The sequence below is a fragment of the Pseudoalteromonas shioyasakiensis genome (genome assembly GCF_022398475.1).
In the GTDB taxonomy this organism is placed as follows: domain Bacteria; phylum Pseudomonadota; class Gammaproteobacteria; order Enterobacterales; family Alteromonadaceae; genus Pseudoalteromonas.
The window spans coordinates 1-14,059 of the sequence record NZ_JAKEVM010000111.1 but is presented as its reverse complement, the minus strand read 5'-3'; the positions used below and the strand labels follow the sequence as shown (position 1 = coordinate 14,059).

General features: G+C 39.8%; 12 protein-coding genes. 9 read left to right on the top strand and 3 right to left on the bottom strand.

Annotated elements, in window-relative coordinates; translation table 11 throughout:
- Positions 1–75: 75 nt before the first annotated feature.
- Positions 76–2,115: a tetratricopeptide repeat-containing sensor histidine kinase gene (locus L1D51_RS16270; protein ID WP_239964206.1), complete on the top strand. Its 2,040-nt coding sequence runs from the start codon at positions 76–78 to the stop codon at positions 2,113–2,115.
- On the opposite strand, the gene ppc is transcribed toward L1D51_RS16270, so the two are convergent.
- Positions 2,112–4,757, bottom strand: coding sequence for a phosphoenolpyruvate carboxylase (ppc, locus tag L1D51_RS16265; protein ID WP_239964205.1), 2,646 nt, complete (start codon positions 4,755–4,757; stop codon positions 2,112–2,114). The two genes, L1D51_RS16270 and ppc, sit on opposite strands and share 4 nt — an antisense overlap.
- Before the next feature lie 423 nt (positions 4,758–5,180).
- Between ppc and L1D51_RS16260 the strand changes: the two genes are divergently transcribed.
- Both L1D51_RS16260 and L1D51_RS16255 read left to right on the top strand, forming a co-directional pair.
- Positions 5,181–5,927 (top strand): SDR family NAD(P)-dependent oxidoreductase, encoded by a 747-nt coding sequence (locus tag L1D51_RS16260; protein ID WP_054564092.1) that lies wholly within the window; start codon positions 5,181–5,183, stop codon positions 5,925–5,927.
- Between the two features lie 10 nt (positions 5,928–5,937).
- Positions 5,938–6,546, top strand: coding sequence for a flavin reductase family protein (locus tag L1D51_RS16255; RefSeq protein WP_239964203.1), 609 nt, complete (start codon positions 5,938–5,940; stop codon positions 6,544–6,546).
- A gap of 15 nt (positions 6,547–6,561) precedes the next feature.
- Here L1D51_RS16255 and L1D51_RS16250 read toward each other — a convergent pair whose 3' ends face one another.
- A complete protein-coding gene (locus L1D51_RS16250; RefSeq protein ID WP_239964201.1) occupies positions 6,562–7,641 on the bottom strand; it encodes a M24 family metallopeptidase in 1,080 nt (359 codons plus the stop codon).
- 129 nt (positions 7,642–7,770) lie between these two features.
- Here L1D51_RS16250 and L1D51_RS16245 point away from each other — a divergent pair, with 129 nt between their 5' ends.
- The gene (locus L1D51_RS16245; protein ID WP_055021849.1) at positions 7,771–8,991 is read left to right on the top strand and encodes a M24 family metallopeptidase; all 1,221 of its coding nucleotides are present in this window, start codon (positions 7,771–7,773) and stop codon (positions 8,989–8,991) included.
- A gap of 152 nt (positions 8,992–9,143) precedes the next feature.
- On the top strand, positions 9,144–10,550 hold the full coding sequence (locus L1D51_RS16240) for a YfcC family protein (RefSeq protein WP_239964199.1): 1,407 nt from the start codon (positions 9,144–9,146) through the stop codon (positions 10,548–10,550).
- Positions 10,551–10,664: 114 nt separating this feature from the next.
- Here L1D51_RS16240 and L1D51_RS16235 read toward each other — a convergent pair whose 3' ends face one another.
- Positions 10,665–11,186: a YcxB family protein gene (locus L1D51_RS16235; protein WP_239964198.1), complete on the bottom strand. Its 522-nt coding sequence runs from the start codon at positions 11,184–11,186 to the stop codon at positions 10,665–10,667.
- A gap of 641 nt (positions 11,187–11,827) precedes the next feature.
- On the opposite strand from L1D51_RS16235, the gene L1D51_RS16230 reads away from it, so the two are divergent.
- The 4 genes from L1D51_RS16230 (at position 11,828) to L1D51_RS16215 (ending at position 14,058) form a co-directional block, all read left to right on the top strand.
- The gene (locus L1D51_RS16230; protein ID WP_055021965.1) at positions 11,828–12,250 is read left to right on the top strand and encodes a hypothetical protein; all 423 of its coding nucleotides are present in this window, start codon (positions 11,828–11,830) and stop codon (positions 12,248–12,250) included.
- A 121-nt stretch (positions 12,251–12,371) separates the two neighbouring features.
- Positions 12,372–12,644 carry a hypothetical protein gene (locus tag L1D51_RS16225; protein WP_055021966.1) on the top strand — a complete coding sequence of 91 codons (273 nt, stop codon included), beginning with the start codon at positions 12,372–12,374 and terminating at the stop codon, positions 12,642–12,644.
- A 158-nt stretch (positions 12,645–12,802) separates the two neighbouring features.
- The gene (locus L1D51_RS16220) at positions 12,803–13,384 is read left to right on the top strand and encodes a hypothetical protein (RefSeq protein ID WP_055021967.1); all 582 of its coding nucleotides are present in this window, start codon (positions 12,803–12,805) and stop codon (positions 13,382–13,384) included.
- 185 nt (positions 13,385–13,569) lie between these two features.
- The gene (locus L1D51_RS16215; protein ID WP_338127949.1) at positions 13,570–14,058 is read left to right on the top strand and encodes a GNAT family N-acetyltransferase; all 489 of its coding nucleotides are present in this window, start codon (positions 13,570–13,572) and stop codon (positions 14,056–14,058) included.
- Position 14,059: the final 1 nt, after the last annotated feature.

Genomic DNA, 14,059 nt, shown 5'->3' with positions numbered 1-14,059 from the left:
ATATTTTTTAGCGTTATTTAGACAGCAAAATGGGTGAGCGTTTTTTATGCTCATTTTTAAATGGATTGGTGTGTCATGAAAGCGCGATTGGTTATATTATTTGGCTTTACCTTGTTGATTTTATTAATTTCAACAACACCTAAAGCGATGCCCATTAAAGAGTTTGAAAAGCTTAGAACCTCAATAAGGCAAAGCTACGCCAGTTCACCTCAAGAAGGGCTTGAGTTTGTCAATGCGCTGATTGAAACTACCGAACTAACACTAGAACAAAAGATTATAGTCACTAATTATAAAGCTTGGTTTTTGCTTGAGACTGACAGGCTTGAACAAGCCATGGAAACCATTGTTAAGTACATGAATATGGTTTCTCAATCTGATGAAAAAGACCTCATGTATGGCTATTTCAATATTTCTGGTGGGATTTATGCGCGCTTAGGTCTATATGAAGAAGCCTTAGCGTACTATCGCGATGCCATGCCATTTGCACAATCTCGAGATGAGCGTTTAGTTTATCAAACCGAAAATAATATCGCTTTGGTAAAGCTACGTTTAAACCGTTATAAAGAAGCTGCCGACTCGTTCACATACTATCGAGATTATGCCCACAGTAAAAATCAAACTCTCAACGAATCATTTGCAAGTAATAATTTAGCGCTAGCTTTAATTGGGTTAAAACAGTATCCAGAAGCACTCAAGATTATCAATGAAGCTATCGGGCTGCAAAGCCAACACAACTACACCACTCACCTTGCTTCAAGCCTGGTTCTAAAAGCCAAAGTATTACGTTTTCAGGGTTTTTTAGAAGACTCAGAAAAGGTACTCAACGAAGCTTCGACGCTTATTGAAAATAAACAGCTTGAGAATGAGCAACTTAATATTATTTTATGTTTAGCAGAAACGTATGAAGCACAAGGACATACTGATAAAGCACTCACAACGCTTGCATCCGTTGATACTCACACTGTTAGCCATACTAATTTTGAAGCCCTGTTATCGATTGCCAAATTAACTGCAGAGCTTTACGAGCAACAAAAAAATTATGTAAATGCACTTAGCGCTTATAAACAATATTCGTACATTAACGCCGCTATTTTAACCAGACAAGCCAAAGTGAATTTAGCAAAAGCACTTGCAGAAGCCGATGTTGCCGCAAAAGAAGTAAGAATTTCTAACCTAACTCGTGCTGAGCAAATAAAAGCCACTAAAGCCAATGCATTTAAAGATCTCACGATTGTAGTAAGCATCTGTTTAGTTGTTATTTTATTTGGCTCACTTATCGCCATTAACAGCATTGACAAACAAAAACAAAAATTAACTAAAGCATTAGAGCAGTTAAAAGATACACAAGATCATCTGATTGAAATCGAAAAAATAGCCTCTTTAACAGCACTGGTATCTGGTATGGCGCATCAACTTAATACCCCTATTGGCACCATAGTGACAGCAAGTTCATTAATAGATGATTACATGGAAGGTTTAGAAGAAAAATTTAAAGCCCGAGAGCTCTCTAGCAAACATTTTCATAAGTTTATTACCGATACCAATAGCGCTAAAGAGCTAGTGATCAGTAGCATTAATCGACTTGCCGGCATCGTCGAAGAATTCAAAGCGCTCAATGTGTCTATTCACCTTGATAAACCAATGAGCAAAATACAGCTGCCAAGCTTTATTAGTCATCGTTTATACCCTTTGAGTAAACACCTTGGTAAACAAATTGAGTTTAAAATTCATGGCGATGAAGCAGTTATTACGTCATATCCAACTATCTTAAGTGATGTATTAAAAACCTTGGTTATTAATTCCTGCGAGCATGGCTTTGTGAATTCTGATCAAGGTGTTGTCGAGGTAAGAGTTAAAGCCTATACACATGTGGTTGAAATTACCTACCAAGATAACGGTGTCGGTATCAATGATGAGATCCTACATGAAATATTTACGCCTTTTTATACAACAAATCTAGGTGGAAACCATCTAGGGCTTGGCTTAAACGTAGTATTTAATGCGGTAAAATATAATCTTAGAGGGAAAATAAGCGCCGAGTCATGTAAACACGGCGCTCGTTTTGTGATTAGCTTGCCAATTGATGCAAGGTTAATCGATGACACTAGCTATTAACCGGTATTACGCATACCTGCAGCGATACCTGTCATAGTGATCATCAAGGCATTATCAATATCGCCTGCAGAACTTTCATCTGCTTCGCGTGAACGACGCAGTAACTCAACTTGTAATAAGTTAAGTGGATCTGTGTACGGGTTACGTAGCGCGATTGACTCTTTGATCCAAGGTTGGTCTGCAAGCAGGCTCTTTTGTGGGCTAAGCGATTGAACAAGCTCAATAGCTTCGCTCAATTCTTGACGTAACTTCACGCCTAATGGCTTATATTGTTCAGTTACTAGTGCATCATCGTAATGCGCACTTAACCATGTATCAGCTTTACTAAATACCATCTCTAGCATCTCTAAACGAGCACGGAAGAATGGCCATTTTAAGCTCATTTCATGAAGTGTCTGGATACCATACTTATCTAACGCAGCTTTAAGGCCTGTTAATGCACCTAACCAAGCTGGCAGCATTAAACGGTTTTGGCTCCATGCAAAGATCCATGGAATAGCACGAAGGCTTTCTACCCCACCGTTCGGGTTACGCTTCGCAGGGCGAGAACCAAGTGGCAGTTTAGAAAGCTCTTGTTCTGGCGTTGCCATTCTAAAGTAAGGAACAAAGTTTTCATCATGGCGCACAACTTGACGGTAATGCTCACACGAATCAGCACTAATAAGTTCCATAACATCACGCCATTCGCTCTTCGGCTCTGGTGGCGGCAACAAGTTACTTTCTAGAACTGCACCGGCATAAATATTTAAGCTTTGCAGAGCAACAGCTGGCAAACCAAACTTAAAACGGATCATTTCACCTTGCTCTGTTACACGCAGGCCACCTTTTAATGAACCAGGAGGCTGTGAGCGAAGAGCTTGGGCAGCTGGCGCGCCACCGCGACCAACCGTACCACCACGGCCGTGGAATAAAATAAGCTCAATACCGCGATTTTCGGCTAATTGAACCAGCTTATCCATAGCTTCATATTGTGCCCAACCAGCAGCCATCATGCCTGCATCTTTTGCTGAGTCTGAGTAGCCGATCATGACATTTTGTTGGTTTTGAATGTGACCACGGTACCAAGTGTTATCAAGTAAACATTCGATCACCTCTTTACCATTATTTAAGTCGTCTAACGTTTCAAATAATGGCGCAACCGGTAAGTTAAACTTACAACCACTTTCTTTAAGCAGTAACTGTACTGCCAGCACATCAGATGCGGTACGTGCCATCGAGATAATATACAAACCAAATGTTTGAGCATCTTGCGCTGCGATTACATCGAATGTATCTAGCACCTCTTGTACTTCTGGGCTTGGTTGCCAATGTTTTGGAATTAACGGACGACGAGAATTTAGCTCAGCAAGTAAAAACGCTTGTTTGTCTTCTTCTTGCCATTGATGGTAATCACCTAAACCTAAATAACGTGTTAACTCAGAGAAAACATCACCATGACGCGATGAATCCTGACGTACATCAAGTTTTGCAAGGCGCAGACCAAAGCTATTAATACGGCGCAGAACATCAAGCAGCAAGCCATCGGCAACTACTTTCATGTTGGTTTTAATAAGCGAGCGATAACACACTTCGATTGGGTGTTTAATTTGCGCGATATCAGTAATTAAATCTTCAGAATCAGTGCGCTTTTTCTTAATTTTAGCGCCCAAATGCGTCACAGTTTCAGCAATTTGATTCTTTAACTTTTTAAGTACCGCACGGTAAGGTTCAAAGTCTTGACCTGCAAGCTCAATAAGCTCATCGCTTGCATCCGACATAGATAACTCATTGCTTAGCGTTTCGATATCACGAGAATACAAATCAAGTGCCATCCAGCGGCCATGATCAAGTACTTGCTGTGTGACTTCAGCAGTTACAAACGGGTTACCATCGCGGTCGCCGCCCATCCAAGAAGTAAATTCAATTGGACTGAAATCAATAGGTAGTTCTAAATCAAGCTCTGCTTTTACGTCTTCGCCAAACTCACGTAAGAAACGCGGTACGGCATGCCATAAGCTGTTTTCAATAACCGCAAAACCCCATTTAGCTTCGTCAATTGGCGTTGGGCGTGAGCGACGGATATCGTCAGTATGCCACGCTTGGCTAATAAGCTGGGCAATGCGGTTTAATAAATCTGCACGTTCACTAGGTAAGTTGTCTTTACGCTCTAAAGAGGCAAGGCAATCACTTAATTCTACGTGTTTATTGATCATTGTACGGCGTGTCACCTCAGTTGGGTGAGCCGTCAGAACTAAATTGATGTGGAGTTTTGAGAGTGTTTGCGCCAAGTGATTAGGATCAACTTGACCTTGCTTTGATGCTGTTGCTAACGCTTTTAATGTTTGAGTGAGAGGGTTTAGTTGGCAAAAACCAACATCATTAAAGCGTGATACGGTATGAAATTGTTCAGCAACATTAGCAAGATTCAAAAAATGATTAAATGAGCGTGCAACCGGTAATAGTTCTTCATCTGTGAGAGCGTGTAGTACTTCGATAAGCGCTTGTCTGTCGGCTTCGTTACCACTACGTGACGATTTAGATAAAGCGCGAATCTCTTCTACCTTATCTAAAATGGCTTGTCCTTGTGCATCTTTAATGGTTTGACCCAGCATTTGTCCAAGCATACTAACATTACCGCGAAGTGCAGCGTATTGTTCACTCATTCTCATACTCCTTTCTTTAACTAAGTTGAAAGTACTTACTGCACAGTATTTAGCCAAGCACGAACGCAGCTAAATACTGATCCCTTTTATTAATATCATTGTCAGCGTTAATTTAATAGATCGAATTTTCTAACATACTCGTAAAAAAGAATAACCAATCTATAAACATAAAAGTGTAATAAATACGCAGCTTAGTCAGCTACAAAGCGTTAAAGTTAGCTCAATTGGTAAAATGGACTTACCAATTTAAAAGGTAAAATCCCCGTAATTTAAGGCATCCTTAAAGTTTGCATGGTCAAATTTTTACCAGCCTTTTTTATGTGTTTATAGGGTTAGATCAAGACAAACAGAGCTACTATCATTTTATTAGTTGGTGAGAGTTTGAGCGAAAAAATTTTCAAATATTTTTAGAACAGGTCAAAAATGCAACTCTATATTTTGTGCGGTGCAAGCAGTGAAATTGCAAATGCCTATTTCACCACTCTAAATAAACAAATAAACAGGGGTCATATCGTAACCATCAGTCGAGGTGAATTTAAGGCAAGTTTTAATAAGTCATCAAGCAATGAGATAAGCCACCAGCATTTTACTACTGACTACTCAGAGCAAAGCTTGAGTGGCATTGCTAAAGAACTAGCCAGTGGCCACTATGATTTGGCACAGTTGATGATATTTAACGGCCTATTGCATGATCCAGATAATGCCCCTGAACGTAAACTTGAACAAATATCTGAGCAGCACTTTATAAATAGCATGATGACAAATGCTCTACTACCAATTCGCTTTGTGTCTTTATTCTCAACGCTTTTGAAGCCTCAAGTAGCAACTGTGGTGTGTGCCCTTAGTGCACGTGTTGGTAGCATCAGTGACAACAAGTTAGGCGGTTGGTATAGCTATCGGGCATCGAAGGCGGCATTAAATATGTTATTTAAATCTGCAGCTATTGAACTTAGCAGACGCTATAAAAAATGCCACTGCGTGTTATTTCACCCAGGTACTACTGATACGCCGTTATCAAAACCCTTTCAGGCAAATGTGCCCGAAGGAAAGCTATTTACCCCTGAGTTTGTAGCCGAGCAATTGTATTCATTGATAAGTGATGCTGACTATTTACAACAATCACACAACCCTGCCTACTTTGACTGGCAAGGAAAACCCATAGACTGGTAACAGGAAATTTATGCATTTAACAAAACAAGCCATTGCTGATTTAGAAAACCGCTACCGCGCTCATTTAATTAATAGTTTGTCGGGGTTTAAAAGTGCCAACTTAGTCGGCACACAAGATAATAATGGCCAAACTAATTTAGCGATTGTAAGTTCAGTATTTCACCTTGGGGCACATCCCCCTTTAGTGGGTATGATAATTAGGCCCCATTCAGTGCCTCGCCATACCCTAGAAAACTTATTAGCCACTAAGCAGTACACGATTAATCATGTAAACAAAGACATTTACAACAAAGCACATCAAACATCGGCACGCTACGACAAAGACGAGTCTGAATTTGATGCAACAGGGCTCAACACTGAATACCTAAATGACTTTACAGCGCCTTTTGTTAAAGAAAGTAAGCTTAAATATGCGCTTGAGCTGAGAGAACACCACCACCTTGCCATCAATGGCACTGAGCTGATCATAGGTGAAATAACCGATATCTATTTAGATGAGGCGTGTTTGCAAGAAGATGGCTTTGTCGATATTGAAGCCATTGGTACAGTCGCGGTGAGCGGGCTAGATAGTTACCATGTAACTGAACGTTTAGCCCGCTTAGCATATGCTAAAAAGTAACTTTTGATTTAAGCACTAGATTATAAATGGCTTAGGCGCATGGGTTAACACCTCAAAACCAGATTCTGTGACAACTATGTCATCTTCTAGGCGCACACCACCATAGCCTGGTATATAAATGCCGGGCTCAATGGTGATCACATTACCAACTTCAAGGCTGTAGTCTGTCAGTGTGTTGATAAATGGTACTTCATGCAAAAATAGCCCTAAACCATGGCCAAGGCCTTTACCCGCGTATTCGCCAAAACCTGCATTAGCAATCACCTCGTTTGACATGGCATTTAAATCTAAACAATTAATGCCCGGTTTGACCATTTCAAGTGCCGCATTTTGCGCATCAAGAACAGTATTATAAATACGGGTTTGTTTTTCTGATGCTTCGCCAATAATGTAACTACGAGTCATATCAGAGCGATAGCCATTTACAACCGCGCCAAAATCAAGGGTTGCAAAGTCTCCTTGCTTTAAAACCTGATCTGACGGGTTACCATGCGGCAAGGCTGAGCGTTCTGCAAATAGCATGATAGTGGCAAACGACATACCTTCTGAACCGAGTTTTTGCATTCTAAATTCAAGCTCTAAGGCAAGGTCACGCTCAGTTACACCCGGTTTAAAATAAGGTAGCGTTTGTGCTAATGCTTCATCAGCGATGGCTGCAGCAGCTTTAATTTGCGCCACTTCCCAGCTATCTTTAACGCGTCTTAGTTTTTCAATTAAGCCGTTTACCGCTGTTAGAGTGTGGCCGCTTAGCTCATCTGCCACACCTTGCCAAATTGCTACCGTGACATAGCTTGCATCAAATGCGACATGGCTGTTCGAGCTAAGGTGCCTATTTATACAATGGCCGAGAGTTTCGTTGTCTCTGTCTCGACAAACAATTTCAAATCCTGTTGTTTCAGCAATTGCACGTTGGTGGTATCGGTAATCGGTGATCAACACACACGCATTTTGAGTAATTAATGCATAAGCAGCATTACCGCTAAAACCACTTAAGTAACGAATATTTTCATGACCAAGTACTAACATGGCGCTGTAACCCTGTTGTTCTAGCAAGGCTTTAAATTCAGCTTGTCTTTTTAAGTAATTAACTTGCATTGTCGCTCCTTATTTTTTGCGCATGCTAACAGTTATAACCATAAATACGAATATTATGCGATTAGTCGCAGTGAGTTTGCATCGGGTGTTTACTCAAGCCACAATGCAGAAAAAACCAAGGAGTACACAATGACAACATACGGTATTGGCACACAAACGCCAGAGCAGGCGCTTGACTCTTTGTCAGATATGACAACAGATTTAACCCCTATTCAAAATGACGAATTTCATGCGCGTATCGCAAAAGCACAAGCGTATATGCAAGCAAACAATATTGATGCAATTTATTTAAATGCAGGCACTAACCTAGCCTACTTTACGGGTATGCGTTGGTACGCAAGCGAGCGTTTAGTTGGCGCTATTTTACCTGCAAAAGGTGATGTGCAATACATAGCACCGTTTTTTGAAATCGGCAGCTTAAACGATTTTATGGTGATTGATGGCCCTATTCGTGGCTGGCAAGAACACGAAAACCCTTATCAACTGTGTGTAGATGTTCTTACAGAAATGGGCATTAGCAAAGATGGTACCCTTGGTATTGATGAAAGCGCACAGTTTTTCATCTACGACGGCATTAATAAAGCTAACGGCAATTACAACATTGTTAACGCACAGTGCGTGACAGCTCACTGCCGCATGCATAAGTCAGCCAGCGAACTTGCCTTAATGCAACGTGCTATGGACATGACTTTAGAAGTACATAAAGCAACGGCAAGTATGCTTTATGAAGGTATCACCACCACTGAGGTTGAAGCCTTTATTAAAAAAGCGCACCAAAAAGTCGGCGCGCCGGGTAACTATTTTTGTATTGTGTTATTTGGTGTTGCGTCTTCTTTCCCACATGGTGTTAAAGATCCGCAAACCCTTAAAAAAGGTGATGTGGTACTGATTGATACTGGCTGTAAAGTACATGATTACCTCTCTGACATTACCCGTACCTATGTATTTGGTGAAGCAACCGATCGCCAACGCATGTTTTGGCAGCACGAGAAAAATGCCCAACTTGCTGCTTTTGCTGCCGCAAAAAATGGTGTGGCATGTGGCAAAGTAGACGATGCTGCAAGACAGTATCTTGCCGAAAATGGCATGGGGCCAGAGTATCAAACACCAGGCTGTCCACACAGAACAGGCCATGGCATTGGTTTAGATATTCATGAATGGCCATACCTTGTTGGTGGTAACCCTACCCCACTCGCACCAGGTATGTGTTTTAGTAACGAACCCATGTTAGTAATACCGGATGAGTTTGGTATTCGCTTAGAAGATCACTTTTATATGACAGACGAAGGTCCGCGCTGGTTTACCGAGCCTGCTCATAGCATTGATGACCCATTTGGGTTAGCTAAATAAAATTCAAATAAACTTTATAAGGCCAGTTTTCTGGCCTTTTTTGTATCTGAATTATTACAATCATTAACAGTGTGGGCATTTTAGAGACAACCTATCAGCTTTTATCATGTTATGATTTCAAGAATTTAACCTAACATAATTACGGAGAATAAATGGGTTTACGTTTTAAAGTTCCACATACCCTGATACTGCTGCTGGGCATGATGGTTGTTGCGCTTATTGCTACTTGGTTAGTACCACAAGGTTTTTTTACTACTACATTAAGTGAATCAGGCCGAGAAATGGTTGTTGCGGGCACCTATCAAACAGTTGCTGAGCGCCATTACCTAACCCCATGGGATTTATTACAAGCCATACCTCGCGCATTTGCTGCTGCTCAAGATGTTATTTTCTTTGTGTTAATTGTTGGCGGTGTATTAGCTGTTGCACGTGCCACAGGCACTGTTGATGCTCTCATTGGAAGGCTTTTAGAACGACATGGTAAAAAGCCACAACGATTAATCTTTATGGTGGTGTTTTGCTTTGCCTTAGCATCAAGCAGTATTGGTACCGCCGGCGAATATATTCCTTTTGTTATTATTCTCGTTGCGCTTTGTAAGGCAATGCGATTAGACGCAATGACCGCCGTAGGTATGATAGTCGCTGGTTATGGTATTGGTTATGGGGTATCGGCATTTAACCCATTTACGGTATTAATCGCACAGCAAATTGCAGGTATCCCAGTTTACTCTGGCCTATGGTTACGTTTAGCTATATTCATTCCATTTGTGCTCATTGGTTTTCATCATGTTTGGCAATACACCGAAAAAGTAGCTAACGATCCGTCTAAATCGATGATGATTGGCGTGCCTTGCCCACTGGAAAATCAAACAGCAACAAGTTACCCAGCACTTGCCCTGCGCCATAAACTAGTTTTAGGTAGCTTTATTATTACTTTAGCAATTGCAGTATGGGGCATCGCAACGAAGGGCTGGTACTTATACGAGCTAGGTGGTGTTTTTATTGCTTGGGGTGTGGTTGTCGCCATTTTAGGCAAACTATCTGCTGATGAAGCAGCAAACAAATTTATAGAAGGCGTATCTGATCTTGTTACCACCGCAGTGTTAATTGGTGTTGCACGGGGTATCGCCCTTATTTTAGAAGACGGCCAAATCTTACATAGCCTTGTACATGGCATGTCGTTACCGCTTTCTTATGTATCAGCTGAAATATCTGCAATTGGTATGCTGGTTATTCAAACCCTACTCAATACTTTTATTCCATCTGGTTCAGGGCAAGCTTATGTCACCATGCCATTAATGGCCCCACTAGGTGATTTAGTGGGTGTACCAAGACAAGTTGCCGTGCTTGCTTATCAATTTGGTGATGGCTTTTCAAATATGATCATTCCAACCAACGCCGTACTTATGGGTATTTTAGGCATGGCTGGTGTGCCTTACGGCCATTGGTTTAGATTCTGTTTACCACTACTAATTAAACTAATGGTCGTAGCATCGGTTGTATTGGTATTAGCTGTAATGTTTGGCTATGGCTTAGATGTGCAGCCCACACTAAATTAGTTAGTTGAGTGAGCTAATTGACTTCACATTATATGAATGATGCACGCTAACACCTATGTGTTAGCGTAGCTCTGTGATTACTTGCCACAAAATATTGTCAGATGAAAAAGCTAATTATAAAAACTTCTTTACGAAAGCTTTTAACTCGTCTTTTTCAGCTTCACTAGCAAATGAATTTGCCGGAATGATTAAGGCTGACAATTTATCGACAAAGATATAAACGTTACCTTTATGTTCTTCAATTACCTCTACTGCTTCCCACTTATAGAAGCAATGTCCTAAATTATTTATTTCAGTTATTCCGTCAGCTTGAAACTCCAAGCTTTTCTTTCCAATCACTAAACCATTATCATTTGGAATTGATAGTCTTTTGAATTTATTAATGTTGTATAGAAAAACAATAAGTAATATTGAAAAAGGAATTGCTGTGATCAGCGCAGATTGCCAATGAAAATCATTAAAACGAATAGACTTTAATTGGAACACAGACATAAAAGTTACAGCCAATACAAACCAGATGATCATATTCTTAAGAAAACTAGAGCTTGCTTTACTTTTTGAATTACACAGCCTACTCACCGCAAATTTGGAGTACTCTAAGTAATCTTGCTTTGTAATGGTTATGTTTTTAATCATGAATTGAAAATGTCCTTATAATAAAAGTTCCATAAATACAAAGTACCTTGGTACAAAGCAACTAATTAAGGTGTGAACACTCAACAGCCTAACCTGTAGAGTGGACTAACAATATACGTTATGAGTCCTTTAAATAGTATGTGATGTACGTAGTAAAGTTTCAACAAATGCAAACTAGTGCAGACTAAGCCAGAAACAGAATCATTGGTACCGCATTGGTTTTGTCAGTCATGCAAGGTGGGTATTTTACGATTTATTGGTGTGATGAATTCAGATACGCCGACAAATGAAATAGTGCGAACGAGTTAGCAGCCTTGCTTGCTGCTTAAAATCAATGAGTTAACCTGCTTAATTGCTCAGGCTAACGACCTCTGTGTGCGTAAAAATATAATTGCTTCTTAAGGCAAATTTAGGTGTAATGGAAGCATAATAAACGCTGAGTAAAGCAGGGATAGCTTAGATGCGATAGGCTCGCCAGTAACGTTGGCTTGATATCGCTTAGGCCAGAAAAAGCAAATTCCCATAGCATAAACAACACCAACTCTGACACACCGAGCAGGTAGCGGCTCAGTCCAACAAGCGATTATGCAACACAAACTGCGTGTCGCATAAATACTAAAATGTTATGTTTAAGGAAACCTATGCGTATATTTTTACCCTTAGCATTATTAATAGTGCTAATCGGATGCGCTGAAAAAGAATGGACTGAGGGTGTTTCTATTGGAGGTTTTAAGAGAGGCCTTTCTACTCAAGTCAATTATGATATTGGCGGTAAAACTAGTTTTAAAGTATTTCTCGAAAGTGAAATTTATCAAAAGCTAGAGTACCCAATAGAGATAACCATTTTTTTGAACAACGAGGTTTGTGATACTTCAGTAGCAAAAGAAGTTAAATCACAAACAATTGCGAAAGTTGAATGTACCGGTGATTTAGGTGCAGGATTACATACTTATGAAGTTAAGGTCACTTCAAGAAATGGTTTGGAATACATTAGTAACGAAGATGATTTACAATACAATAGTATTCAAGGTTCAATAACTTATGCGCTAGAAAGTAGTAATTAAAACATAACAAGAGCCTAAACCAAAGGACACAAAAACAGCAGGCTTGTGCTCCTTCGTCACCAATTTTAGCCTGCTATTTTATGTCGTTTATTAAGGCTTTATACGTATAAGGGAATCAGCAATGGATAACTTTCCAAATTTCTCAGGTAAATGTCTTTCAATATCCATTGTGGATGATGATGCCAGTCACGATCTATATAACCCTAGATTTGAAAATCAAGCAGGCCGTATTTTTATCGTAGGTGAATCACCTGATGGGTGCACTGAATCTAATTGGGTATCTGGTGTCACTAGCTGTGTCGCATGGGATAGAGTTACCGACTATTTCGTATTTGATAGTTTGGATGAATACAAAAAAGCGGTAAAAATATCAGAAGATTTTCACTCTGAATAATGCGTATGACAAGGATTTTTAAGTCGGACTCGTAATAGATTGCTCGATTTAACTTCGTTTCACATTTTAGCAAGCTATGACTCGCCGCTTAAAACGGCGTTGGTAGAAAAACGCGCGATTCACTCTCTAAAAACTAGTTGTGCTACAAGGAAATTTAAATGTATAAATTTACCACTATTTTAATATCGTTGTTGTTTGTGACGTCGTGCGCATCAACTTCCCCACAGCTTAATTCAGGTACTCCTGTTAATATTTATGGTGTTTCTTCGTTATCACCTAAAAATGGTAGTTGGTCTGTCATTACGTCAACAGGGTATCAGCTTGCTCTCGGAACTAAGCTGAATGATGACAGCAGTGGCATTATAAATTTGTCACTCTATCAAATTCCCGAGTTTGCCTCCGGTGAAGAGTTTCTTTCGCATGTAGTCAAACATCGAGCAAACTCACCGGATATTGGCAGGTTTGATCTTGTGGAAAACTCAGAAGAGTTGGTACAACTTAATGGTGCAACGTGCATCAAGCACAAAACTATTTCTCAAGATAACAGTGCTAAAGTCGGTGGCAATAAAACAGGCGTAATGCTGATAGAATATCTTGGATATAATTGCATACACCCATTTAAAAAATCTATTGGTGTGCATACGGAATACTCTCTACGTCACTATAAGGGTAAAGAATATCCTGAATTAGCTCAAAATGCAGAAGAGTTTTTTAGTGATATACAGTTTAAAGCGTTTTAGTAGCATAACGAAGCAATCAAGGGCTGATTAAAAAAACTGGCTTGTGCTCATTCGTCACAAATTATAGCCAACTATTTTTGCCGCTTAAAACGGCGTTTTATTTCAAGGAAGACTAAGTGCAATTTCCAGAGCTAGAAACATCTCGTTTAATTCTTAATAAGTTATCAAAAAGTGACTGACAGGCTATACTTGATATTTTCACTGATGAAAACGTTGTTAGATATTACGATATCGATGTTTTTAATTCAGAAAAACAATCATTGGAGTTAATTGATTTTTTTAATCAACGCTTTGCTGACAAAGTAGGTGTTCGTTGGGCTATTCGAGTTAAGAGTTCGGGAAAACTAATTGGTACGTGTGGATTTAACTCAATAAACTTGAAGATGAAAAATGCAGGTATTGGCTATGAGTTATCCTCAAAGTATTGGGGACTTGGCTATGCTTGCGAAGCTGTTAACACGATTATCCAATTTGCATTCTCTAATGACCAACCTTTAGGCGAACTCTACCGGATCCAAGGTGACATTATGATTGGAAATGCTGCTTCTGAGTCAGTGTTAAAAAAGCTAGGTTTCAAAGAGGAAGGAATTAGGCGTTCAAGTGGTTTCTGGAAAAACGAATTCCATGATTTAAAGTGTTTTGGTTTAATAAAACCTGAGTTTAAAGAAATATAAC

What these genes read in the sequence shown, in the direction of transcription:
- L1D51_RS16270 (WP_239964206.1), top strand. Translation starts at nt 76, where the DNA reads ATGAAAGCGCGATTGGTTATATTATTTGGCTTTACCTTGTTGATTTTA.
- ppc (WP_239964205.1), bottom strand. Translation starts at nt 4,757, where the DNA reads ATGAGTGAACAATACGCTGCACTTCGCGGTAATGTTAGTATGCTTGGA.
- L1D51_RS16260 (WP_054564092.1), top strand. Translation starts at nt 5,181, where the DNA reads ATGCAACTCTATATTTTGTGCGGTGCAAGCAGTGAAATTGCAAATGCC.
- L1D51_RS16255 (WP_239964203.1), top strand. Translation starts at nt 5,938, where the DNA reads ATGCATTTAACAAAACAAGCCATTGCTGATTTAGAAAACCGCTACCGC.
- L1D51_RS16250 (WP_239964201.1), bottom strand. Translation starts at nt 7,641, where the DNA reads ATGCAAGTTAATTACTTAAAAAGACAAGCTGAATTTAAAGCCTTGCTA.
- L1D51_RS16245 (WP_055021849.1), top strand. Translation starts at nt 7,771, where the DNA reads ATGACAACATACGGTATTGGCACACAAACGCCAGAGCAGGCGCTTGAC.
- L1D51_RS16240 (WP_239964199.1), top strand. Translation starts at nt 9,144, where the DNA reads ATGGGTTTACGTTTTAAAGTTCCACATACCCTGATACTGCTGCTGGGC.
- L1D51_RS16235 (WP_239964198.1), bottom strand. Translation starts at nt 11,186, where the DNA reads ATGATTAAAAACATAACCATTACAAAGCAAGATTACTTAGAGTACTCC.
- L1D51_RS16230 (WP_055021965.1), top strand. Translation starts at nt 11,828, where the DNA reads ATGCGTATATTTTTACCCTTAGCATTATTAATAGTGCTAATCGGATGC.
- L1D51_RS16225 (WP_055021966.1), top strand. Translation starts at nt 12,372, where the DNA reads ATGGATAACTTTCCAAATTTCTCAGGTAAATGTCTTTCAATATCCATT.
- L1D51_RS16220 (WP_055021967.1), top strand. Translation starts at nt 12,803, where the DNA reads ATGTATAAATTTACCACTATTTTAATATCGTTGTTGTTTGTGACGTCG.